This window comes from Streptomyces sp. NPDC000880 (assembly GCF_053599675.1).
Map to the genome: position 1 here is coordinate 56,563 of NZ_JBSFMS010000017.1, position 22,077 is coordinate 78,639.

General features: G+C 70.1%; 18 protein-coding genes and 2 pseudogenes. 10 read left to right on the forward strand and 10 right to left on the reverse strand.

Annotation, left to right across the window (positions count from 1 at the left end; translation table 11 throughout):
* Positions 1-70: 70 nt before the first annotated feature.
* From ACWDO5_RS08545 to ACWDO5_RS08565, 5 genes and pseudogenes are all read right to left on the reverse strand, one after another.
* Positions 71-514, reverse strand: coding sequence for a hypothetical protein (locus tag ACWDO5_RS08545; protein WP_450529538.1), 444 nt, complete (start codon positions 512-514; stop codon positions 71-73).
* On the reverse strand, positions 511-2,382 hold the full coding sequence (locus ACWDO5_RS08550) for a glycosyltransferase (protein WP_450529540.1): 1,872 nt from the start codon (positions 2,380-2,382) through the stop codon (positions 511-513). Before ACWDO5_RS08550 ends, ACWDO5_RS08545 begins: the two co-directional genes overlap by 4 nt.
* Before the next feature lie 22 nt (positions 2,383-2,404).
* Positions 2,405-4,642: a lipopolysaccharide biosynthesis protein gene (locus ACWDO5_RS08555; protein ID WP_450529542.1), complete on the reverse strand. Its 2,238-nt coding sequence runs from the start codon at positions 4,640-4,642 to the stop codon at positions 2,405-2,407.
* A gap of 325 nt (positions 4,643-4,967) precedes the next feature.
* Positions 4,968-6,143, reverse strand: a pseudogene (locus tag ACWDO5_RS08560) (DegT/DnrJ/EryC1/StrS family aminotransferase); the annotation flags it as partial.
* Positions 6,144-6,328: 185 nt separating this feature from the next.
* On the reverse strand, positions 6,329-7,222 hold the full coding sequence (locus ACWDO5_RS08565) for an RNA polymerase sigma factor SigF (protein WP_450529581.1): 894 nt from the start codon (positions 7,220-7,222) through the stop codon (positions 6,329-6,331).
* 328 nt (positions 7,223-7,550) lie between these two features.
* Here ACWDO5_RS08565 and ACWDO5_RS08570 point away from each other — a divergent pair, with 328 nt between their 5' ends.
* From ACWDO5_RS08570 to ACWDO5_RS08580, 3 genes and pseudogenes are all read left to right on the forward strand, one after another.
* A complete protein-coding gene (locus tag ACWDO5_RS08570; protein WP_450529544.1) occupies positions 7,551-7,919 on the forward strand; it encodes an STAS domain-containing protein in 369 nt (122 codons plus the stop codon).
* 157 nt (positions 7,920-8,076) lie between these two features.
* Complete coding sequence (locus tag ACWDO5_RS08575; protein ID WP_450529546.1) at positions 8,077-8,571, forward strand: ATP-binding protein; 495 nt, start codon at positions 8,077-8,079, stop codon at positions 8,569-8,571.
* Positions 8,572-8,754: 183 nt separating this feature from the next.
* Positions 8,755-8,919, forward strand: a pseudogene (locus ACWDO5_RS08580) (peptidase); the annotation flags it as partial.
* Between the two features lie 69 nt (positions 8,920-8,988).
* On the opposite strand, the gene ACWDO5_RS08585 reads toward ACWDO5_RS08580, so the two are convergent.
* Positions 8,989-10,494: a peptide MFS transporter gene (locus ACWDO5_RS08585; protein WP_450529548.1), complete on the reverse strand. Its 1,506-nt coding sequence runs from the start codon at positions 10,492-10,494 to the stop codon at positions 8,989-8,991.
* A 467-nt stretch (positions 10,495-10,961) separates the two neighbouring features.
* On the opposite strand from ACWDO5_RS08585, the gene ACWDO5_RS08590 reads away from it, so the two are divergent.
* Both ACWDO5_RS08590 and ACWDO5_RS08595 read left to right on the forward strand, forming a co-directional pair.
* The gene (locus ACWDO5_RS08590; RefSeq protein ID WP_307663030.1) at positions 10,962-11,639 is read left to right on the forward strand and encodes a response regulator transcription factor; all 678 of its coding nucleotides are present in this window, start codon (positions 10,962-10,964) and stop codon (positions 11,637-11,639) included.
* 59 nt (positions 11,640-11,698) lie between these two features.
* Entirely contained in the window at positions 11,699-13,009 is a 1,311-nt protein-coding gene (locus ACWDO5_RS08595; RefSeq protein ID WP_450529550.1) for an ATP-binding protein, read from the forward strand.
* Between the two features lie 80 nt (positions 13,010-13,089).
* Here the strand turns inward: ACWDO5_RS08595 and ACWDO5_RS08600 are convergent, their stop codons facing one another.
* A complete protein-coding gene (locus tag ACWDO5_RS08600) occupies positions 13,090-13,596 on the reverse strand; it encodes a GtrA family protein (protein WP_450529552.1) in 507 nt (168 codons plus the stop codon).
* Positions 13,597-13,795: 199 nt separating this feature from the next.
* Between ACWDO5_RS08600 and ACWDO5_RS08605 the strand changes: the two genes are divergently transcribed.
* The 3 genes from ACWDO5_RS08605 to ACWDO5_RS08615 are packed head-to-tail and all read left to right on the forward strand — an operon-like array spanning position 13,796 to position 16,623.
* A complete protein-coding gene (locus ACWDO5_RS08605) occupies positions 13,796-14,914 on the forward strand; it encodes a 5-(carboxyamino)imidazole ribonucleotide synthase (RefSeq protein ID WP_450529582.1) in 1,119 nt (372 codons plus the stop codon).
* Positions 14,915-14,933: 19 nt separating this feature from the next.
* Positions 14,934-15,431 carry a 5-(carboxyamino)imidazole ribonucleotide mutase gene (purE, locus tag ACWDO5_RS08610; RefSeq protein ID WP_450529583.1) on the forward strand — a complete coding sequence of 166 codons (498 nt, stop codon included), beginning with the start codon at positions 14,934-14,936 and terminating at the stop codon, positions 15,429-15,431.
* A 7-nt stretch (positions 15,432-15,438) separates the two neighbouring features.
* Complete coding sequence (locus tag ACWDO5_RS08615) at positions 15,439-16,623, forward strand: dipeptidase (RefSeq protein ID WP_450529554.1); 1,185 nt, start codon at positions 15,439-15,441, stop codon at positions 16,621-16,623.
* Positions 16,624-16,872: 249 nt separating this feature from the next.
* On the opposite strand, the gene ACWDO5_RS08620 is transcribed toward ACWDO5_RS08615, so the two are convergent.
* Positions 16,873-17,235 (reverse strand): VOC family protein, encoded by a 363-nt coding sequence (locus tag ACWDO5_RS08620; RefSeq protein WP_450529556.1) that lies wholly within the window; start codon positions 17,233-17,235, stop codon positions 16,873-16,875.
* 88 nt (positions 17,236-17,323) lie between these two features.
* Between ACWDO5_RS08620 and ACWDO5_RS08625 the strand changes: the two genes are divergently transcribed.
* Positions 17,324-17,842, forward strand: coding sequence for a CGNR zinc finger domain-containing protein (locus tag ACWDO5_RS08625; RefSeq protein ID WP_450529558.1), 519 nt, complete (start codon positions 17,324-17,326; stop codon positions 17,840-17,842).
* Positions 17,843-18,026: 184 nt separating this feature from the next.
* Here ACWDO5_RS08625 and ACWDO5_RS08630 read toward each other — a convergent pair whose 3' ends face one another.
* Complete coding sequence (locus ACWDO5_RS08630) at positions 18,027-19,364, reverse strand: UDP-glucose dehydrogenase family protein (protein ID WP_450529584.1); 1,338 nt, start codon at positions 19,362-19,364, stop codon at positions 18,027-18,029.
* A 177-nt stretch (positions 19,365-19,541) separates the two neighbouring features.
* Here ACWDO5_RS08630 and ACWDO5_RS08635 point away from each other — a divergent pair, with 177 nt between their 5' ends.
* Positions 19,542-20,708, forward strand: coding sequence for an acyl-CoA dehydrogenase family protein (locus ACWDO5_RS08635; RefSeq protein ID WP_450529560.1), 1,167 nt, complete (start codon positions 19,542-19,544; stop codon positions 20,706-20,708).
* 62 nt (positions 20,709-20,770) lie between these two features.
* Here ACWDO5_RS08635 and ACWDO5_RS08640 read toward each other — a convergent pair whose 3' ends face one another.
* Positions 20,771-22,030 (reverse strand): LCP family protein, encoded by a 1,260-nt coding sequence (locus ACWDO5_RS08640; protein WP_450529562.1) that lies wholly within the window; start codon positions 22,028-22,030, stop codon positions 20,771-20,773.
* Positions 22,031-22,077 lie beyond the last annotated feature (47 nt).

Consider the following 22,077-nt stretch of genomic DNA (forward strand, 5'->3'; position numbering starts at 1 on the left):
CACGCTCGCCGTCGGTCGTGTTGCCTGCGATGGATGCCTGGCGCCCCGCGAACGGGGCGTCGGGGTAACGTCACAGGGGCGAGCCTTTCTGCGGCGGCGAGGACGTGCCCGCCGTCCGTGCCCGGCCGGGCAGTTGCGGACAGCAGGCGGCGAGCATTGTCAGCACGGTGAGCAGCACCAGGACCCGCAGCCCGCTGAACGCGTGCGCGGCCATCAGCGCCGTGGCGCAGACGAGCGACGCGCTCACACTCAGGAACGCCGCGAGGACGAGCTGCTCCAGACGGTCGGAGTCCCGTTCGAAGCCGCGGTCCCAGCTCTCCACCGGGCCGACCGCCTGATGACGCCTCAGGGCGGGGCCGCAGATACGCAGGACGGCGGCGCCCGGACCGGCGAGCAGGAATACGGCGACGGGGGCGACCCGCAGCGGTGATCCGGCGGGCAGTGTGGTGGCGCCGATGGCGCACCAGCCGGCGAAGGGTGGCAGCAGCCGGATCGCGAGCCAATGGGGTCTCATGGGGTCCTCCCCGGCGAGCTGTCGGTGCGCTTCAGTTCGTAGATGACGCCTGCGCTGTTGCGGCCGACCCGCTCGAACAACGGTGAGGCCGCGACGGACTTCTCGATGCTCCGCAGCTGGTCGCCGGTGAGCATGCCGTTCATCTCGGAGTTGGCGATCTGGCCCTGGGTGAGCAGGAAGTACGCCTTGGCGGGCGGTTCCACCGCGGCCATGTCCCGGGCCAGCGTCCCGGCCGGATCCCTGAGGATCTCTTCGACATGGCCTTTCGCGTCGTCGAGGAACCAGTAATGCTGCACATTCCAGTACGAAGCGTACGCGAGCGGGTAGTTGCGATGGGCGGCAACGACAAGAGAACCCTGGGGCGCCCGGTCGAAGACCTGCTGGACCAGCGCGACCTCCTGCGGCGGGAAGTAGCTGAGCCGGTCCTTGCCCGAGTAGCTGGGCACGAACGCCGCTGTCAGCGCCAGCAGCACCACCCCGGGCAGCACCGCGTACCGCAGGCCCACCGCGGGCCGCGGGACCCCGTGCCCGCCGGGCTCCGCCGCCAGCGGCCGCACCGCGGGCAGCAGCGCGGCCGCGGCGAAGAAGCACGCGCCCGGGAGCATGAACAGCAGCACCCGGAAGATCATTTCGCTGCCGTAGTCATTGGCCACCAGCATCAGCAGCGGGACCGCGGCGAGCAGCAGCAACGGCCGGGCGCGGTGCCGCAGTACCCGCCGGCGCAGCACGCCGATCCCGGCGAGCAGCAGCACGGAGGCCGAGAGGATCCGGGACACCCAGGAGACGATCACCGGTCCGGTGCCGGTCGGCGTCGACCCGTAGCCCGTCTCCAGATTGCCCCTCACATCGCCGAAGGAGCTCACCATCTCGGGCACCGCTTCCCGCAGGAACGGCAGCGAAGCGGTGAGATTCCACGCCAGGAACACCAGCAGCAGCGTGATCAGCAGTGTCCAGTCGCGGTAACGCCGGGTCAGACACAGCGCGCCGAGACTCGCCACCAGCATCACCGGGGTGAGCTGGTGGGAGATGACGATGGCGGTGATCAGCGGGATGAGCAGGGCGGTCCACAGCACCTGACGCGATCTGCGGCCCGGCGTGGGACGCTCGCCGCGGCGCAGCACGATCGCGATCACGCCGAGATACAGCGCGAGGGCCACCGACTGCGGGGAGAAGTAGTCCTGCCCCACCCAGTTGGCGACGTAGAAGAGCCAGAGAGCGGTCCAGATCAGGCGGCGGTCCTGGGTGAAGGTGCGGTAGATCAGCAGCAGCGGCGCGAGCAGCAGGAGGCTGGAGACCAGCGGCCACCAGGCCATGTACATCGCCGCGTTTTCCACCCCGGCCAGCCGCACCAGCGCGGCCTGCGCGGCGAAGAACCCGGGCCACTGGTCGTAGACCGCCATGTCGCCCAGCTGGTCGCCGCGCTGGAGGCCGCCCGCGGTGAGCAGATGCTCGATGACCGCGTCGTGCTTCCACGCCCAGGAGTACAGCGGGGTGGGGTAGACGAGCGCCTGGGTGGCGCGCTCCAGCACGATCAGGCCCACGGTGTACGCCAGCGACCAGCTGTTGCCGCGCAGCGGGTCCCGTACGCAGACCCAGAAGCCCACGGTCAGCAGCGCCAGCGCCATCCAGAAGGCGACCGGCAGCGCCCCGACGAGCCCGAAGTCGCCGAGCCGGGAGGTGTCGGTGCGCGCCATCGCGTACGCCCACAGGGCGAGCGCGCCGGCCAGCGGGGCGGCGGGCCGCAGCGGCGCCGACCAGCGCGAGCGGTCGGCGGCGGGCAGGTCGGCGAGATCCGTCGCGGGATCGTCGCCTGCCCGCTGGTTTGGGGCGGCAACGGGTCTCCCGGTTTCGGTGGCTGGCTGTTGCACGCTTGTCCCCCTGGTGGTTCGTTCAGTTCCGTGTCGGCGTCGAACGCGCCGCGCGTATCCAGATCAGCGCCAATGCCGCGCAGGTGAGGACCGCTTGAAGCGGGAGCGCGACGGGCGCGAGAGGTCTTTGCAGCGCCCAGCCGCACACCGCGAGCAGCCACAGTGCCGCCCACTGTGCCGCGACGGGCAGCTTGATCGCCCGGAGAATCGCCAACACCGCGACCAGGCAGAGGAGTTGGCAGACTGCCGGCAGCCAGCGGAGCAGCGGCTCGGTGCTGTCGAGTCCTGCGGCCGCCGCGAGGAAGCCGGCCAGTGTGTCGTACCACACGCCCTGGACGGGCTCCGGTTCCCGGCCGAGCACCGCGGGCGCGGTGTGCAGCGCGGCGAAGGTGACCAGCAGTGCGGCGCCGAGCAGCGCCGGACGCGGGCACAACAGCGAGCAGGCGGCACTGTGGACGACGATCAGCAGGACGCCCGCGGTGAGGGTGATCGGCGGCAGCGACTTCAGCAGCTGCGTGCCGGAGAGGTGGTCCACGGTGATGTCCGGCGCCTGGAGCAGGGGCGCCCAGAACAGCACGGCCGCGAGCCCGAGCAGCAGCCAGAGCGCGACGGCCAGCCGCCCCTCGCCCGGGTCGGGCACCGGGCGCCGCACGGCCGTGGGCTTCGTGCGCCCGCCGGCGTCCCCATGGCCCGCCCGCCGGGCCGGATCCCGTACGTAGACGGTGATGCCGAAGGCAGGCGTCGCCGTGTCGTCGTGCACACCCCGCAGATACGCCGTCTGCCGCGCCCAGTCCTTCCCGTACTCCTGCGCGTACTCCGCCGCCGCCTCATCGCGCCGCTCGGCGGCCAGGCGCGCCCAGGTCGTGCCGTACCCCACCTCCTCGGCGGTGCCGCGCCGCACCACCCGGGTGAGCAGGCTCGGCCGGGGCTCGCGGGCGGAGAGCACCGCGCGCAGCCCCGGCGCGGACACCGCCGCCATCACCGTCATCGACAGCAGCAGCGCCAGGCCGGCGCCGGAGATCCCGACGGGTCCGAGCAGCATCGCCGCACTGCTCAGCACCAGCGCGCACATCGTGCCCTGGAGGGCGGCGAGCACGCCCGTACGTCCCTGGACGCGCAACACCCCGATGTACAGCTCGACGACGACCCGGGGCAGGGCGGCCGCGGCCAGCAGCCGCAGCACCGTGGTGCCGTGCGCGGCGTATTCCTCGCCGAACGGAGCGAGGATCTGCGGGGCGAAGACGACCAGGAACACCACGACGGGCACCAGCAGCACGGCCATCCGGCGCAGCGCGCCACGGACCCCGCCGGCCAGGCTCTCCGGGCTGTGCGAGGCATGCGCGGTCAGCGAGGAGGCCATGTTGATGGCCATGAACTCCATCGTCCCGCCGACGGTGTACGCGATGTAGAAGAAGCCGTTGTGCGCTGCGTCGAAGCGGACCGCGACCATCACCGGCAGCAGATTGATCATCGCCAGCGAGAACAGTGACCCGACCGAGTCGCCGGCAAGGAAGCGCCCTATGTCGCGCATCCGCAGCAGCTCGCGGTGGCGGTCGGCCGCGGCCTGGCGGGGTATGAGCCGGCGGAAGATCAGCCAGCCGAGCGGCAGCACGGACAGGGCGATGGCCGCCGCCCAGGAGACGAAGATGCCCAGCACGGGCAGGGCGGTGGCGAAGACGGCGAGCAGCAGCAGCTTGCCGATGGAGAAGACCGCGTTGCCGACCGGCACCCACACGGCCTTGCGCAGCCCGGTCAGCACCCCGTCCTGCAGGGTCAGCAGCGCCCAGCCGACGCAGGATGCGGTGAAGAGCAGGCCCGCGCTCACGCCGCCGAGCGGCGCGTACGAAGGGCCCCACAGGTCGAGCGTGAACAGGAACGCGACGGAGGCGAGGCACACCACCAGCGAGCTGACGGCGTACGCGCGCCACACCAGCGGTCCGGTGGCGCGTCCGGCCCGGGGCACGTAGCGCACCACCGCGCCGATCATGGTGGTCGCGGTGATGGAGGCGAGCAGGCGCATGGCGGCGATGGCGGCGGAGCCCTCGCCGACTGCCTCCTCGGTGTAGTAGCGGGCGGCGACCAGCCAGAAGCCGAGGCCCAGTGCGGCGGAGACGCCGGTGGAGAGCATCAGCGCGTAGGCGTTGCGGAACATCGAGTCACCGCTGGGGCGCTCGGCACTCAGCGCGCTGCTGTCCGCCTCGGTGCCGGGCAGCGTGGTGCCGGAGGCGTCCGGCTGGTGAAGCCGGGTCGTATCAGCCACTGTCCCCGCCCGGCGGGCCGACGGCCCGGTCTGTGTCGTTGTGGGCGCGGGCGGGCGGGCCCGAGGCCTGGCCCGGGCTACCGTCGGCCTGGCTGTGCGGGCCGGCGGGGCGGTCTGTGTCGTTGTGGGTCCGGGCGGGCGAGCCTGCCCCGCGGTCTCCACCGTCGGCGGGCCGGCTGCGCGGGCGGCCCGGCCGGTCCGTGTCGCTGTCAGTCCGGCTGTCCGGGCCGGCGGCCCGGTCTGTGTCGGTGCCCGGCCGGCTGTGCGGGCCTGTGCCGTGGCCTGGGCGGCTGCCGGTCCGCCCAGCGGCTGCGCCGCGGCCGGGACCGCCCGCTCCCGGGGCATCGCCGGCAGTGGCCCCGAACGCCGCCGGGACCTCCGCGGGCCTGGCGCCCAGCTCTGTGAGGACGGATATCGCCACCTCCGCCCGGAGCGGGTCGACGGGCAGCGCGTGCCGGGCGAACCAGGCGGCCGGTCCCGGCGCGGGCGACGGGTCGGTGAAGAGCTCGCCCGCGTACGCGTCGAGCGGCGGGTCGTAGAGATAGCCGACGGTGATCCGGCGCCGGGCGAGCGCGGCGATGGCGGCGTCACGGTCCTCGACCAGCAGCGGCATCCGGAACAGCGGCTGCGCGGGTCCCGGCCGCGGCAGCGCCCACCGGGTGGCCGACAGCACCTGGACGCCGGCCTGGTGGTCGGCCAGCCGGCTTTCGAGGCGGGTCAGCAGCCGCTCGGTGCGCCGCAGCCGCAGCCCGCCCGGTATGAGCCGGTAGTCGTGCATGTCCACCCGTATCCAGGAGTGGAAGTCGGCGAGCGCGGGCGCCGCGGACTGCGCCCTTTTCAGCTCGCCGGGCCGCAGTTCCATCCGGATGTCCTCGCGCTCTTCGAGACCGAGCAGTCGCAGGGTCGCGCGGGCCGCGCCGACGAGCCGCAGTCCCCGCACACCGGCTTCGGCGTACGGACGCAGGGCGTAGGCGAGCTCCGCCGACAGCCGCGCCGGTTCGAGGAGTTCGTCCCGGGCCCGCTCGAGACCCGCCCGCAGCGCCGGATCGGCGACGGTGAGGAATCCGCCGGTCTTGGCCCCGGGGTGCTTGGAGAGGCTGAAGACGGACGCGTCGCCGAAGGTCCCCACCGGCTGCCCGGCCACCGTGCTGCCGATGGCGTGTGCGGCGTCCTCGAGTAATGGGATCCCCAACTGGTCGCAGCGGGTGCGCAGTTCGGGAGCCGGGTCGGGGTTGCCGTACAGATTGGTGGTGAGCACGGCGGAAAGACCGTGCCATACGGATTCGGGGACGGCCGACAGGTCGATGGAGCCGTCCTCCGCCCTGAGCGGCGCCTGTACGGGGCGCAGTCCTGCGGCGAGCACCACGAAGAAGATGACGTCGTCGTTGACCGGCGACATCAGCACCCGCCCGCCGGGCGGGCACCAGTGGCGCAGCGCCACATAGAGCCCCAGACGGCATGACGGCACATACAGACATTCCCTGCCCAGGCGGTGGCGCATCAGCTCTTCCAGTGGTGCGTACGCCGCCGGGCAGCCCTCCCCAAGAGCCATCTTTGTCCCCCCACTAACCCCGTGCTCAATGTGGACCAATCAGGACTGCCCCGTCAATAACGGGGAAGGGCCCATTCCTTGACGGAATGGGCCCTTCGAGCGGCCAGTGGGGCACGTCCCCGCGGCGTCCTCGCCTACTCCTCGAGCGTCAGGCCCTTCCTGAGCGCGACCAGGGTGCGGGACAGCAGCCGGGACACATGCATCTGCGAGATCCCGAGCTCCTCGCCGATCTCCGACTGCGTCATGTTGGCGACGAAGCGAAGGGAGAGAATTTGACGGTCCCGTGGCGGAAGGCCTGCGATCAGCGGCTTGAGCGACTCGACGTACTCGATGCCCTCGAGCCCGTGGTCCTCGTAGCCGATGCGGTCCGCGAGGGCGCCCTCGGTCTCGTCCTCCTCGGGCTGAGCGTCCAGCGAGCTCGCGGTGTACGCGTTGCTCGCCGCCATGCCCTCGACGACCTCGTCGTTGCTGATGCCGAGCTGCTGAGCCAGCTCGCCGACGGTGGGTGCGCGGTCGAGCTGCTGGGCGAGTTCGTCGCCTGCCTTCGCGAGGTCGAGCCGCAACTCCTGGAGCCGGCGCGGTACCCGCACCGACCACGAGGTGTCACGGAAGAAGCGCTTGATCTCGCCGACGATGGTCGGCATCGCGAAGGTCGGGAACTCGACGCCCCTGCTGAGCTCGAAGCGGTCGATCGCCTTGATCAGGCCGATGGTGCCGACCTGGATGATGTCCTCCATCGGCTCGCTGCGGGAGCGGAAGCGGGAGGCGGCGAACTTGACCAGCGCCAGGTTGAGTTCGACGAGTGTGTTGCGCACGTACGCGAACTCGTGCGTGCCCTCTTCGAGGTTCTCGAGTCGTCCGAAGAGCGTCTTCGACAGGGATCGGGCGTCCAGCGGCCCCACCTCGTCGAAGGGCGGGATCTCCGGGAGGCCGTCGAGGCCTTCCAGCTGCTCGGACTGGTCGCTGTCGGGGTTGGGCAGTGCCGACGGCGCGGTGGGGGTACGCGATTCGTCGAGCCGGGGTGACATGGTCTCCTCCATCGTTCTCGGCATATGGCCGCCGATGCCGATACATGCTGCTGCGGTGAGCGGCGCCTCCAAAGCCGGCCGTGTTGGTTGTGTCTTTACTAGGCCTACCCGCTCCACGTGGACAGTTGCAAGTGTCAAATGTTCTGAATGTCGGGTTTGGTGGGGAGTTCGGCTGGCCGGTCGGCGTACTGAAGGCGTAATGTTCGACGGACGTCAGCGCCGCCGGACGATGGCGTCCGGTGCGAAGGGCGACACGGCGGACGATGCGGCGAAAACCGGCGAGTACGCAGTGAATACGCAGCGAACGACACGGCGAAGAGGGACGGGCATGGACCGCGGGACGGTCGGCAGCGCGAATCGGGGCCGGCTTCAGGTCGAGGTTCGGACCGAGGGCCACAGCGAGGTTGTGAAACCGGCGGGTGAGTTGGATCACCACACCGCCGAACTTCTTCGCGTGCCCTTGGACGACGCACTCGCGAAAGGCCGTGCACGCCTGGTCATCGACTGCTCACAGCTCGAGTTCTGCGACTCGACCGGGCTCAATGTGCTGCTCGGCGCCAGGCTGAAGGCGGAAGCCGCCGGGGGAGGGGTCCATCTGGCCGGGATGCTGCCCGTAGTGGCGAGGGTCTTCGAGATCACCGGGGCGGAGGCGGTCTTCACCGTCCATGACTCGCTCGAAGAGGCCCTCTCCGGCTGACCGGCCTCCCCTGTTGTCCTCGTCACGCGCACCGCGTCGGCGTAGTGGGTGTTGTCACGATTCGGCAGGGCAGGAGAACCCCCGCAGAACGTTGACCACCCAGCACTCTGAGTATTGAAGTAATGGCGAATTGGTGAATCGGTGAGGTGAAGCGCTGATGAGCACCACCCGGCAGCAACAGCCGGGCGACCTGGGCCCCGAGCCGAACGGCGCCGGCGCCGCCGGCTCCTCCAGGGTCCCCGGCGGGGCGGTTCGCAGCCTTGCCCTGGGCAGCGCAAGCGGCATCGTTCCGCTCGCCCGCGACTTCACCCGCCAGGCGCTGTACGACTGGGGCTGGCTGCCTGCCGCCACGGCCGACCGCCGGGCGGCGGCTGAGGACGTGCTGCTGGTCGTCTCCGAGCTGGTCACCAACGCCTGTCTGCACGCCGAGGGGCCGGAGGCGCTGCGGGTCGGCTGCGACGGCAAGGTGCTGCGCCTGGAGGTCACGGACCGCGGCACCGGGCAGCCCGCGCCGCGCACCCCGCACCGGGCCGGGCGGCCCGGCGGGCACGGCATGTTCATCGTCCAACGCCTCTGCATGGACTGGGGAGTTGTACGGGTTCCCGGCGCGCCGGGCAAGACGGTGTGGGCGGAGCTCGCCGCCCCGTCGTAGCAATGCCGCACTGCCTTCGTGCTGGTGTACGCAGGTTCTGAATCTCTTGTAGAGCACGTCAATACGGCGTGTTCTTTGTCTTCCCTCCCAAGGTCCCAGGCGTACCTTGAGCGCCCGATCTGATGTGTCGTCAGTAACTTCGGCGACTCCCGGCAGTAACGTCCGGCGTGAGGGGAACTCGAGGTGTCGTACCAGAAGCGGACAGCTCTCGCGCTGGCAGCAGCGTTGGCGGGCCCGGTGGTGCTGATGGCCGCCCCCGCCGATCATGCCAGTGTTGTAGACGTCGACTACCAGTGTCAGACGCCGATCGGGCCCAAGGGCGCGGTCTCGCCGATCGACGTGAGCACATGAGCCGGGCCGGTACAAATCGACTTCGTACCGGCCCGGCTCTCTTGCGCCCCAAGGGCGCAGGGGGAGTTACTTCACGTCGCCCATGAGCGCGCGGATCTTCTTGCCCGCCGTCATGAAGGCGAGGCCCGCGGCTACAGCGACGATCGCCCACATCGTGTAGTAGAGGGCGTCACCCAGCGGGGCGTTGAGCTTGGTGGTCCAGCCGTTCAGGGCGTTGCCCGTTGCGCTGGCAAGGAACCACAGACCCATGATTTGGCCGACGAACAGCTTTGGGGCCAGCTTGGTCGACAGGGACAGGCCGACCGGCGACAGGCACATCTCGCCGATGGTCTGGACGAGGTAGACGCTCAGCAGCCAGAAGACGGTGACCTTGCCGGTCTCGCTGTTCGCGGCGGCGGCCCCGGCGAGGCCCATGATGCCGAAGGAGCCACCGATGAGGAGCATCGCCAGGGCGAACTTCTTCGGAGTGCTGGGCTCGCGGTTGCGCGTGGCCAGCTTGACCCACAGGGCGGCGAAGATGGGGGCCAGGACGATGACCATCATCGGGTTGACCGACTGGTACCAGGAGGCCGGGAATTCCCAGCCGCCGATCATGCGGTCCGTCTTCTCGTCGGCGAAAATCGTCAGGAGCGAGCCGGACTGGTCGTAGATCATCCAGAACAGCACGGCGGTGGCGAAGAACCACACGTAGGCCTTGATCTTCGGCCGGTCCTCGCTGGTGAGCGCCGGGTTCCGGAAGATCGCGACGAAGTACAGGACCGGCACGACGACGCCGAGGATGGCCAGGCCGTTGACGACGTGCTCGATGTCGTAGGTGCCCACGATGATGTCGAGCACCAGCGCGGCGACGGCGATGCCGGCCCACAGCACGACCTTGCGCAGGACCGCGCGCTTCTCCTCGGGTGAAGCCGGCTTGGCCGGCTCCTTGCCGATGTCGCCGAGGTGACGGCCGCCCAGGACGTACTGGACCACGGCGAGGCTCATGCCGATACCGGCAACAGCGAAGCCGAGGTGCCAGTTGACGTTCTCGCCGAGGAAGCCGACGACCAGCGGGGCGACCATGGCGCCGACGTTGATGGCCATGTAGAAGAGGGTGAAACCCGCGTCGCGGCGAGCACTGGACTGGCCCTCGTAGAGGCCGCCGACCATCGCTGAGATGTTCGGCTTCAGCAGACCGGTGCCGACCGCGATCAGCGCGAGACCGCAGAAGAAGGCGGTGTCGTTCGGGATCGTCAGGGTGAAGTGGCCCAGCGCGATGATGATGCCGCCGACGAGGACGGCCTTGCGCGCGCCCCAGAGGCGGTCCGCAACCCAGCCGCCGGGCATGGCGGCCATGTAGACGACAGCGTTGTAGACGCCGTAGATCGAAGCGGCGAGCACCTTGCGGTCCTCGAGCGGGCCGTCGAGAACGGCGGCCACCAGGTAAAGCGTGAGAATGCCGCGCATTCCGTACCAGGAAAAGCGCTCCCACATCTCCGTCATGAAGAGGGTGGCCATACCGCGGGGGTGGCCGAAGAAGGTCTTCTCGCCGGAGGGGGCCCCGGCGGTGCCCTTCGTCAGGCTGGACGCCATGGTCGATCCTTGCTTGATCGGGACGCGGCGCCTTGTGAGCGGTACGCGCCCGGTGGGGGGTGGCCGGCACCGGCAAGGGATCCGTCCCGCCCCCACGCCTGAGGGGTTCGCTCCGGTACGTCGGAGACGGGGGACTGTCCGCACCGGGATCCACGCCCCGCACGCACCATCGCGCTCGGGGCCCGGCCAGGAGGTCATTCACTGCTCGAAGAGACTGGCAAGCCAACCTCGCGCAGCAAAGAGACCCTTGGCGCGTGTCGCGCGCCAAAGGTCCCGTGTAGTACTACAGGCGTCAAACCACCATACGACACGACTCTGCGGCATATGGAAGGACTTGAGATATGAATCACAGGCATTCACGGAACTGCCTGCCCTGAATCGAAGGTCGTAACCATGATCGCATCCCACACCCACAGGGCTTGACGATCACGCACCGACGCGTACGTCATCCGGACTACCATCAGCCCATGACCCGTGTACTGCTCGCCGAGGACGACGCTTCCATCTCGGAGCCCCTGGCCCGCGCCTTGCGCCGGGAGGGTTACGAGGTTGAGGTCCGGGAAGACGGTCCGACCGCGCTCGACGCCGGACTTGCCGGTGGCGTCGACCTGGTGGTGCTCGACCTGGGGCTGCCCGGTATGGACGGCCTCGAGGTGGCCCGGCGGCTGCGTGCCGAAGGCCACACAATCCCGATCCTGGTGCTGACCGCACGCGCGGACGAGGTGGACACCGTGGTCGGCCTGGACGCCGGCGCGGACGACTACGTCACCAAGCCGTTCCGCCTTGCCGAACTCCTCGCCCGGGTACGGGCCCTGCTCCGGCGTGGCGCCACCGAGCCGGTCCCGGCGCCCTCCACCCATGGCGTACGGATCGACGTCGAGTCGCACCGGGCCTGGATGGGCGACGAGGAGTTGCAGCTCACGGCGAAGGAGTTCGACCTGCTGCGGGTGCTGGTCCGGGACGCGGGCCGGGTGGTCACGCGCGACCAGCTGATGCGCGAGGTCTGGGACACGACCTGGTGGTCGTCGACCAAGACGCTGGACATGCACATCTCGTGGCTGCGCAAGAAACTGGGCGACGACGCGGCGAACCCGCGGTACATCGCGACGGTACGGGGCGTCGGCTTCCGCTTCGAGAAGAGCTAGCAGGGGTACGGGCCGGGGCCCGCACGCCCGCGTACATCGCGTCCCGCCCGGAGGGCACATTGCGCCGCCGTCTGATCAACTCCATGCTCGCCGTCGTGCTGGTCGTCATCGCCGTATTCGGCGTGTCCCTCGTCCTCGTCGAGACCCGCACCATCAGCAGCAGTGCCCAGGAGAGCGTGGACTCCGAGGCCCTGCGCCTCGTCAGCATCGTCGACAGCCGGCTCATCGGCGGCGAGCCGGTCAACCCCGACATCCTCGCCGAGCAGAGCGGCGCCAAGCGGTACGCCCTGATCGAGATCCCCGGCCGCGCCCCCATCGAGATCGGCGAGCGTCCCACCGGCAGCGTCATCCGCGGTACCGCGGAGGGCGAGCGCAATGAGACCGTCATCGTCGAGGAGTCCCGCTCCTCCGTGACCCGCGAGGTCGGCCGGAGCCTGCTGATCATCGGCGGGGTCGCCCTGCTCGCGGTCGTCGCCGCCGTGCTGCTCGCCCTGCACCAGGCGCACCGCCTCGGCTCCCCGCTCACCGACCTTGCCGAGACCGCCGAACGCCTCGGCTCCGGCGACCCGCGCCCCCGGCACAAGCGCTACGGCGTCCCCGAGCTGGACCGGGTCGCCGACGTCCTCGACGCCAGCGCCGAGCGCATCGCCCGAATGCTCACCGCCGAGCGCCGGCTCGCCGCGGACGCCTCGCACCAGCTTCGTACGCCGCTGACCGCACTCTTCATGCGGCTGGAGGAGATCACCGTCACCGACGACCCGGAGACGGTGAAGGAGGAAGCGAGCATCGCGCTGGCCCAGGTGGAGCGGCTCACCGACGTGGTGGAGCGGCTGCTCACCAACTCCCGTGACCCGCGCACCGGTTCGGCCGTCCCCTTCGATCTGGACGAGGTCGTCAAGCAGCAGCTGGAGGAGTGGCGGCCGGCCTACCGCAGCGCGGGCAGGGCCATCGTCTGCTCGGGACGGCAGGGCATGCGGGCCGTCGGCACCCCGGGCGCGGTCGCCCAGGTGCTCGCCGCGCTGATCGAGAACTCCCTGATGCACGGCGGCGGCACGGTGGCACTGCGCACCCGCGCCACCGGCAATCAGGCCGTGGTCGAGGTGACCGACGAGGGCCCCGGCGTACCTGCCGACCTCGGCGCGCGGATCTTCGAGCGGACCATCAGCGGCCGCAACTCCACCGGCATCGGACTGGCCGTGGCCCGCGATCTGGCGGAGGCGGACGGCGGCCGTCTTGAGCTGCTCCAGCAGTATCCGCCGGTCTTCGCGCTGTTCCTGAGCCGGGGGGCGCGCAGCCGCGAGGACGACCTGCGTAAGGACGAACCGCCCAAGGACGAACCGCCCAAGGACGAACTGCCCACAGTCAGGTAGCCGGCCGCGGACTCGGCCGTTCGCGGACTTGGCCGGTCGCGGGCTTGGTCAGCCGCGGACTCGGCCGTTCGCGGACTTGGTCAGCCGCGGACCTTGTCGGGCTCGGGCCGCCGCTGCCCCAGGAACGACTCCGCCGTCTGCACGGCCTCGCGCGCCGGCAGTGACCGGAACACCCAGGTGCGGTACGACCAGAAGCGGAACAGCGTCGCGATGCCGATGCCGAAGAACTTGAAGACGTTGCTCTGTAGCGGACTGTCCCAGCCGAAGCCGTAGGTCGCGGCGTACAGCAGCCCACTCTGGATCACCAGACCGACCAGGCTGAACAGGAAGAAGAGCGCCAGCTCCCTGGTCCTGCGGCTCTTGTCGCGGTCCCGGTAGGTGAAGTAGCGGAAGCCCAGGTAGTTGAAGCCGATCGCGACAACCGTGGCGACGATGCTCGCCCGAACGACAGGAATGTCCGTGAGATGCCGTACGAGATTGAAGACTCCCAGGTCCACCAGGAGTCCCACGGCACCCACCGCGCCGAACTTTGCGAACTCGCGAGTGAGCTGTTCGAGCCGCACGCGCAGTGCGCTTCGTTCACTCATAGTGATCGCTCGCCCCCTTCGGTCGGTGTCGTCAACGTTAGCCATGCTAACCAGCACCCCCCGCTCCCGCCTTCGGGCACCCGTGATGATGTGGGGAGGCTGTGACAAGGCAGACAGTGCCCGGGGCCGGTGACCGCGGGCGGCAGGGTGTACCCGGGGCGGCGGATACCCTAGGAGGGTGACGTTCCCGGTAGTCGGCATGGTCGGCGGCGGTCAGCTCGCCCGTATGACCCACGAGGCGGGCATCCCCCTCGGCATCAGATTCAAGCTTCTCAGTGACACCCCGCAGGACTCCGCGGCCCAGGTCGTCAGCGATGTCGTCATCGGCGACTACCGCGACCTGGACACGCTGCGTGAGTTCGCGCGGGGCTGCGATGTGATCACTTTCGATCATGAGCACGTCCCGATCGAACACCTGCGGGCCCTGGAGGCGGACGGCATCCCGGTCCGGCCGGGGCCGGACGCCCTGGTACACGCGCAGGACAAGGGCGTGATGCGCGCCAAGCTCGACGAGCTCGGCGCCCCCTGCCCGCGCCACCGCATCGTGGCGGACCCCGCAGATGTGTCGGCGTTCGCCGATGAGGTCGGAGGCTTCCCGGTCATCCTCAAGACGGTGCGCGGCGGCTATGACGGCAAGGGCGTCTGGTTCGTCCGTACGCAAGAGGACGCCGATGCCCCCTTCATGGCCGGCGTCCCCGTCCTCGCCGAGGAGAAGGTCGACTTCGCCCGCGAGCTGGCGGCGAACATCGTCCGCTCCCCGCACGGCCAGGCCGTCGCCTACCCCGTGGTCGAGTCCCGGCAGGTCGACGGCGTCTGCGACACGGTGATCGCGCCCGCGCCCGGTCTGGACGAGGAGCTGGCCGGACAGGCCCAGGAGCTCGCCCTGCGGCTCGCGAAGGAGCTCGGCGTCATCGGCCATCTCGCGGTCGAGCTGTTCGAGACGACCGACGGCCGCATCCTGGTCAACGAGCTCGCCATGCGCCCGCACAACTCCGGCCACTGGACCCAGGACGGCGCGATCACCTCGCAGTTCGCCAACCATGTCCGTGCCGTCCTCGACCTCCCGCTCGGCGACCCGCGGCCGCGCGGCACCTGGACGGTCATGGCGAACGTCCTCGGCGGGGACTACCCCGACATGTATCAGGCGTATCTGCACTGCATGGCCCGCGACCCCCAGCTCAAGATCCACATGTACGGCAAGGACGTGAAGCCCGGCCGCAAGGTCGGCCATGTCAACACTTACGGCGACGACCTGGAGGACGTGCTGGAGCGCGCCCGTCACGCCGCCGGCTATCTGCGAGGGACGATCGTTGAGTAACCCACTGGTCGGCATCGTCATGGGCTCGGACTCCGACTGGCCCGTCATGGAGGCCGCGGCGCAGGCCCTCGACGAGTTCGAGATCCGGTACGAGGTCGATGTCGTCTCCGCGCACCGGATGCCGCGCGAAATGATCGCGTACGGAGAGGGGGCCGCGGACCGCGGCCTCAAGGCGATCATCGCGGGTGCCGGGGGAGCGGCCCATCTGCCGGGCATGCTCGCCTCCGTCACCCCGCTCCCGGTGATCGGCGTTCCGGTACCGCTGAAGTACCTCGACGGGATGGACTCGCTGCTGTCCATCGTCCAGATGCCGACAGGCGTGCCGGTCGCCACGGTCTCGGTCGCCGGGGCCCGTAACGCGGGGTTGCTCGCGGCCCGCATCCTGGCCACGCATGACGGTGAACTCCTTGCCCGTATGAGGGACTTCCAGCAGGAGCTGAACGACCAGGCGACGGAGAAGGGCAAGCGGCTGCGTACGAAGGTCGAAGGTGCGGCGGCCTTCGGTTTCGGGAAGTAACACCGCCATGGACTTTCTCAGCCGGGCACGGGAACTCCTCGCCGAACACCCCGTCGTCGACGGCCACAACGACCTGCCGTGGGCGCTGCGCGAACACGTCCGCTACGACCTGCACCGTATGGACATCGCCGCCGACCAGACCGGCCGGCTGCACACGGACATTCCGCGGCTGCGCGCCGGCGGGGTCGGCGCGCAGTTCTGGTCCGTGTACGTACGCAGCGACATGGCCGGGGACGAGGCGGTCAGCGCGACCCTGGAGCAGGTCGACGGGGTGCGCCAGTTGCTGGAGCGCTATCCGGCCGACCTGGCCGCCGCAATGTCGGCGGACGACATGGAGAAGGCGCGCGGCGAGGGCCGGATCGCCTCGCTCATGGGCGCCGAGGGCGGGCACTCCATCAACAACTCGCTCGCCACACTGCGTGCGCTGTACGCGCTGGGCGTGCGCTATATGACGCTCACCCACAACGACAACGTTCCGTGGGCGGACTCGGCGACCGACGCTCCCGCGGTCGGCGGCCTGTCGGACTTCGGTCACGAGGTCGTACGGGAGATGAACCGCACCGGCATGCTGGTCGACCTGTCCCACGTGGCCGCGTCCACGATGCGCGACGCGCTCGCCACGTCGGCCGCCCCGGTCGTCTTCTCGCACTCCTCGTCCCGGGCGATCTGCGACCACGTACGCAACATCCCCGACGACGTGCTGGCGCTGCTGCCCGCGAACGGCGGCGTCGCGATGGTCACCTTCGTGCCGAAGTTCATCCTTCCTCAGGCCGTCGCCTGGACCCAGGCGGCCGACGAGAACATGCAGGCGCACGGCTTCCATCCGCTGGACACGACGCCGGACGCGATGCGGATCCACGCGGCCTTCGCGGAGGCGCACCCCCGCCCGGTGGCCACCGTCGCGACGGTGGCGGACCACCTCGACCATATGCGCAAGGTCGCCGGCGTCGACCACATCGGCATCGGCGGCGACTTCGACGGCACGGCCTTCACCCCGGCCGGCCTGGATGACGTGGCGGGCTATCCCAACCTGATCGCGGAGCTGCTGCGGCGCGGCTGGTCGGCGTCCGACCTGGCGAAGCTCACCTGGCGGAACGCGGTGCGCACGTTGCGCGCGGCGGAGGACGTCGCCCGCGATCTGCAGACGCGGTGCGGCCCGTCGAACGCGACGATCGGGCAGCTCGACGGCTGAGTGTGCGGTCCGCTCGACGGCTGAGCGCGGTCCGGGGGTACGGGGTCAGCCCTCATACCCCCGAACGCGCCGAACTCCTGGACCGCTCCTGGCCCGAACCGGACATCGAGGCGCTGACCTGGGGGAACGTATATCGGGTCATGAGGGACACAGATTTCGTGGCCAGGGCGATGCAGTCCCGCAGGTCGGCGTCGACGGCACGGGTGACGACGCTGGACGACGCGTAAGGGCGTGGGGGCCTGGCCACGCTCAGTCCGCGCAGAGGCAGAACGGATGGCCTGCCGGGTCCGCGTACACCCGCCAGGACCGGCCACTGTCGTCCGCGTCCAGCGGCTTCGCGCCCAGCGCCAGCGCCCCCTTCTCCGCCGCGTCCAGGTCGTCCACCGTCAGGTCCAGGTGGAACTGCTGCGACGCGTCGGGCGCCGGCCACTTCGGCGGTGCGAAACCCGGCGCCGCCTGGAAGGCCAGCGGGGCGCCCGGGGCTCCCGTCAGGGAGACCCAGCCGTCGCCGTCGGCCTCGATGTCACCGCCCAGCAGCCCGGCGTAGAAGCGGCCGAGCGCGACAGGGTCGGGACAGTCCAGCACCACAGTCCCCAGCGTGGCGATGGCCATGGTCTGCTCCTCCGTTCGAGTTACTGGTGCATTGCCGCAACCAGTAACGGTTACCTCATGCTCCCGCACCAGAGGTAACGTCGCAACCATGAATGACAGGGCACCCGCACCCGGCGGCCTCGCGCTGGTCGAGGCCCTGGTGAACACGCTGGACATCGAGACCGGCGCCGACTTGCTCGACACCGCTGACGGCCGCGCCGCCTTCGGTCTCGCCGAGCGGGACGTCCCCGCCGCCCGGGAACTCCGGGAGGCCCTGCGGGGCGCCTGCCTCGCGCACGCCGGGCACCGATCACCGGGCCGCTCGCCCGGCGCGCTCGACCGGCTCCTGGCCGGGGCCCCGCTGTACGTCACCGTCGCCGAGGACGGCGCCGCGGCGCTGCGTCCCGCGACCCCGGACGGCCCCCTCGTCTCCCGTATCGCAGAAGCCGTCGCAGCCGCGGCCGCGGGGGGGACATGGGAGCGCCTCAAGGCGTGCGAGGCCAAGGACTGCCACTGGGCGTACTACGACCGCAGCCCGGCCGGCCGCAGCCGCTGGTGCTCGATGGCGGTATGCGGCGCCCGCGCCAAGATGCGCACGTACCGCGCCCGCCGCACGGCAACAGGCTGACGGAGCCACAGGCACCCGCCGCCGCGCCGCGAACGGGCGAAAGCTCAGGCCTCCCGCCGCGCCGCGAGCAGCGAAAGCCCAGGCCGCCCGCCGCACGGCAACAGGCTGACGGACCTCGGGCAGCCCGCCGCCCCGCGAAAGAGCGAGAGGCCAGGCCGCCTGTCGCGCCGCGAGCAGCGAAAGCTCAGGCCCGCGGCCGCCCCATCGCCCGGTACGTCCAGCCCGCCTCGCGCCACTTCCCGCCGTCCAGCGCGTTCCTGCCGTCCAGCACGATCCGGCTCGTCGCGACCTCGCCCAGCGCCGCCGGGTCCAGCTCGCGGAACTCGCGCCACTCCGTCAGGTGCAGCACCACATCCGCGCCCCGCACCGCCTCCAGCGCCGAATCCGCGTACCCCAGCGTCGGGAACATCCGCCGCGCGTTCTCCATGCCCTTGGGGTCGTACACCGTGACCTGGCCGCCCTGCAGATGGATCTGGCCCGCCACGTTCAGCGCCGGCGAATCCCGTACGTCGTCCGAGTCCGGCTTGAACGTCGCGCCCAGCACGGCCACCCGCTTCCCCAGGAAGGAGTCGCCGCCCACCGCGTCCCGCGCCAGCTCCACCATGTGCCCGCGCCGCCGCATGTTGATCGAGTCGACCTCGCGCAGGAACGTCAGCGCCTGGTCCACACCCAGCTCACCCGCCCGCGCCATGAACGCCCGGATGTCCTTCGGCAGGCAGCCGCCCCCGAAGCCGACGCCCGCCCGCAGGAACTTCTTCCCGATGCGCTCGTCGTGTCCGATCGCCTCCGCCAGCTTCGCCACATCGCCGTCCGCGGCCTCGCAGATCTCCGCCATGGCGTTGATGAACGAGATCTTGGTCGCCAGGAAGGAATTCGCCGCGGTCTTCACCAGCTCCGCCGTCGGGTAGTCCGTCACCACGAACGGCGACCCCTCCTCGACCGGCGTCGCGTACACCTCGCGCAGCAGCTTCTCGGCCCGCTCGCTGGTGACGCCCACCACGACCCGGTCCGGGTGCAGTGTGTCCTTGACGGCGAAACCCTCCCGCAGGAACTCCGGGTTCCAGGCCAGCTCAACGTCCCCCGGCGCCTTCTCGGCGAGCAGCGCGGCCAGCCGCTGCGCGGACCCCACCGGGACGGTCGACTTGCCGACGACGAGCGCGGTCCGCTTCAGTACCGGCGCCAGCGACTCGAAGGCGGAGTCGACGTACGACATGTCGCATGCGTACTCCCCGTGCTTCTGCGGGGTGTTCACGCACACGAAGTGAACGTCGCCGAACTCCCCGACCTCCTCCCAGGAGGTCGTGAAGCGCAGCCGCCCGCTCGATCCCTCGATCCCCGCGACATGCCTGGCGAGCAGCTCCTCGAGCCCCGGCTCGTACATAGGGACCCTGCCCGCCGACAGCATCTTGATCTTTTCGGGCACGACGTCGAGTCCGAGCACCTCGAAGCCCAGCTCCGCCATGGCCGCGGCGTGCGTGGCGCCGAGATATCCGGTGCCGATCACGGTGATCTTGAGGGCCATGCGGTGCTCCAGGGAAGTGCGGGCTCGGAATGCGAGCCCGAGCATAGCCGTGCCCCCTTGGGGCACGTTTCCCGCTGTCAGGCCCGCTGTCGCCAAGGTCACGTATGCCTGGCCGCGGCAGGCCTCTAAAATCAGGTTACTTAACGGTAGTTAGCGTTCCTTGGGGAGTGAGAGACCTTGGCCGGATCGACCGGTAACTCGGCTTTTGACCTGTACCGCCCGTCCGAAGAGCACGACATGCTCCGCGACGCCATCCGCTCGCTCGCCGAGGCAAAGATCGCTCCGTTCGCCGCCGAGGTCGACGAGCAGGCCCGCTTCCCGCAGGAGGCCCTGGACGCCCTGGTCTCCGCCGACCTGCACGCGGTCCACGTCCCCGAGTCCTACGGCGGCGCGGGCGCCGACGCGCTGGCGACCGTCATCGTCATCGAGGAGGTGGCGCGCGTCTGCGCCTCCTCCTCCCTGATCCCGGCCGTGAACAAGCTCGGCTCGCTCCCGGTGATCCTCTCTGGCTCCGAGGAGCTGAAGAAGAAGTACCTGGGCCCGCTCGCCAAGGGCGACGGGATGTTCTCGTACTGCCTCTCCGAGCCGGACGCCGGCTCCGACGCGGCCGGCATGAAGACCAAGGCCGTGCGCGACGGCGACCACTACCTACTCAACGGCGTGAAGCGCTGGATCACCAACGCCGGTGTCTCCGAGTACTACACGGTGATGGCCGTGACCGACCCGACCGAGCGCTCCAAGGGCATCAGCGCCTTCGTCGTCGAGAAGTCCGACGAGGGCGTCTCCTTCGGCGCCCCGGAGAAGAAGCTCGGCATCAAGGGCTCCCCGACCCGCGAGGTCTACCTCGACAACGTCCGCATCCCCGCCGACCGCATGATCGGCGAGGAGGGCACCGGCTTCGCCACCGCCATGAAGACCCTGGACCACACCCGCATCACGATCGCGGCGCAGGCCCTCGGCATCGCCCAGGGCGCCCTCGACTACGCCAAGGGCTACGTCCGGGAGCGCAAGCAGTTCGGCAAGCCGATCGCCGACTTCCAGGGCATCCAGTTCATGCTCGCCGACATGGCGATGAAGCTGGAGGCCGCCCGCCAGCTCACCTACGCCGCGGCCGCCAAGTCCGAACGGGTCGACAGCGACCTGACCTTCTTCGGCGCGGCTGCCAAGTGTTACGCCTCCGACGCCGCCATGGAGATCACCACGGACGCGGTCCAGCTGCTCGGCGGTTACGGCTACACCCGCGACTACCCCGTCGAGCGCATGATGCGCGACGCCAAAATCACGCAGATCTACGAAGGCACCAACCAAGTCCAGCGGATCGTCATGGCCCGCAACCTGCCGTAAGCAGGCATGCGTTGGGGCCCGTACCGGACGTTTCCGGCGCGGGCCCCCTTCGCATCGTCGCGTCAGCCGTTCGAGGTGACGGTGACCTTCTCGTCGTTCTGCAGCTGCTGCACCAGCTGCTTCACCTTGGCCTTGTCCCAGACCAGGTTCCCGCCACTACTGCCCGAGATCGGCATGTTCATGGACGTGCCGTTGCCGCCCGTGACGCCCTTCATCGCGAAGAACATCTGGCCCAGCGAATACAGGGACATGTCCTTGTCGACGATCAGGGTGTCCAGGCCCGCGCCCATCGTCGGGTAGAGCTTGAACGGGTTGAGGATCGTGCCCGGCGTCGCCGTCTGGCTCGCCAGGGCCGCGAGGAACTTCTGCTGGTTCTTCGTACGGTCCAGGTCGCTGCCCGCGAAGGCGTATCGCGTCCGCACGAACGCCAGCGACTGCTCGCCGTTCAGCGTCTGCTTGCCTGCCTGGAAGTCCGCGCCCGACTTCTCGTCCTTGAAGGCCTTCGGGATGTCCATCTCCACGCCGCCGATCGCGTCGACGATGTTCGCGAAGCCCGCGAAGCCGATCTCGACGTAATGGTCGATGCGCAGGCCCGTGTTGAACTCGACGGTGCGGACCAGTAGCTCCGGGCCGTCCTCCGCGTACGCCGCGTTCAGCTTCACCCGCCGGCCCTCGGCCGGGAAGAGCTTGCCGGACTCCGAGCCCTTGAAGGACGGTATCTCCACGTCCGAGTCGCGCGGCAGCGATATCAGCGTCGGGCCGTTCGAGCCGTCGTGCAGGATCATCATCGAGTCGGTCCGCTTGCCGTCGGCCGAACCCGTGTGGAGCTGCTTCTTTTCCTCGGCCGTCATGCCCTCGCGGCTGTCGGAGCCCACGATCAGATAGTTCGTACCCTGGCCCGCGCCCGGGCGCTCGATGACCTTGGCGAGGTCGACCTGGCGATTGAGCTTGGAGTCGGCCCAGAAGTACGTGCCGATGGAGACGGCGAGCAGCACGACGACCAGGGTCAGCGAACCGACCTTGAGGCGGCGGCGCCAGTTGGGGGCGGGCCGGCCGGCGTAGGGCCGGCGGCCGTGCGGCGGGCCACCGTCGCCGCCGTAGACCTGGCCCGTGTTGTAGCCGCTGTCGTACCCCTGCCGGTCATAGCCTTCGTCGTACCCTCGGGACTGCGGAGGGACCCCGCCGCGCGGGGGTGCGGCAGGGCGCTGCACATGGCGCATCACGCGCGCCCCCTCGGGCTGAGCGCCGGCGCTGCCGCGGCCGTACCCGGCTGCGTTGCCATTGCCGCGGTCGTCGGACCATCCATCGGGCCAGTCATTCATGCGGACCAGTGTGCAGGGCGGGCCGCCGCCCCTCACAAGGCGGGTGG

Excerpts from the sequence above, each read along its gene's own strand:
- ACWDO5_RS08545 (WP_450529538.1), bottom strand. The coding sequence starts at position 514 with ATGAGACCCCATTGGCTCGCGATCCGGCTGCTGCCACCCTTCGCCGGC.
- ACWDO5_RS08565 (WP_450529581.1), bottom strand. The coding sequence starts at position 7,222 with ATGTCACCCCGGCTCGACGAATCGCGTACCCCCACCGCGCCGTCGGCA.
- ACWDO5_RS08570 (WP_450529544.1), top strand. The coding sequence starts at position 7,551 with ATGGACCGCGGGACGGTCGGCAGCGCGAATCGGGGCCGGCTTCAGGTC.
- ACWDO5_RS08575 (WP_450529546.1), top strand. The coding sequence starts at position 8,077 with ATGAGCACCACCCGGCAGCAACAGCCGGGCGACCTGGGCCCCGAGCCG.
- ACWDO5_RS08585 (WP_450529548.1), bottom strand. The coding sequence starts at position 10,494 with ATGGCGTCCAGCCTGACGAAGGGCACCGCCGGGGCCCCCTCCGGCGAG.
- ACWDO5_RS08590 (WP_307663030.1), top strand. The coding sequence starts at position 10,962 with ATGACCCGTGTACTGCTCGCCGAGGACGACGCTTCCATCTCGGAGCCC.
- ACWDO5_RS08600 (WP_450529552.1), bottom strand. The coding sequence starts at position 13,596 with ATGAGTGAACGAAGCGCACTGCGCGTGCGGCTCGAACAGCTCACTCGC.
- ACWDO5_RS08605 (WP_450529582.1), top strand. The coding sequence starts at position 13,796 with ATGGTCGGCGGCGGTCAGCTCGCCCGTATGACCCACGAGGCGGGCATC.
- purE (WP_450529583.1), top strand. The coding sequence starts at position 14,934 with ATGGGCTCGGACTCCGACTGGCCCGTCATGGAGGCCGCGGCGCAGGCC.
- ACWDO5_RS08615 (WP_450529554.1), top strand. The coding sequence starts at position 15,439 with ATGGACTTTCTCAGCCGGGCACGGGAACTCCTCGCCGAACACCCCGTC.
- ACWDO5_RS08620 (WP_450529556.1), bottom strand. The coding sequence starts at position 17,235 with ATGGCCATCGCCACGCTGGGGACTGTGGTGCTGGACTGTCCCGACCCT.
- ACWDO5_RS08625 (WP_450529558.1), top strand. The coding sequence starts at position 17,324 with ATGAATGACAGGGCACCCGCACCCGGCGGCCTCGCGCTGGTCGAGGCC.
- ACWDO5_RS08630 (WP_450529584.1), bottom strand. The coding sequence starts at position 19,364 with ATGGCCCTCAAGATCACCGTGATCGGCACCGGATATCTCGGCGCCACG.
- ACWDO5_RS08640 (WP_450529562.1), bottom strand. The coding sequence starts at position 22,030 with ATGAATGACTGGCCCGATGGATGGTCCGACGACCGCGGCAATGGCAAC.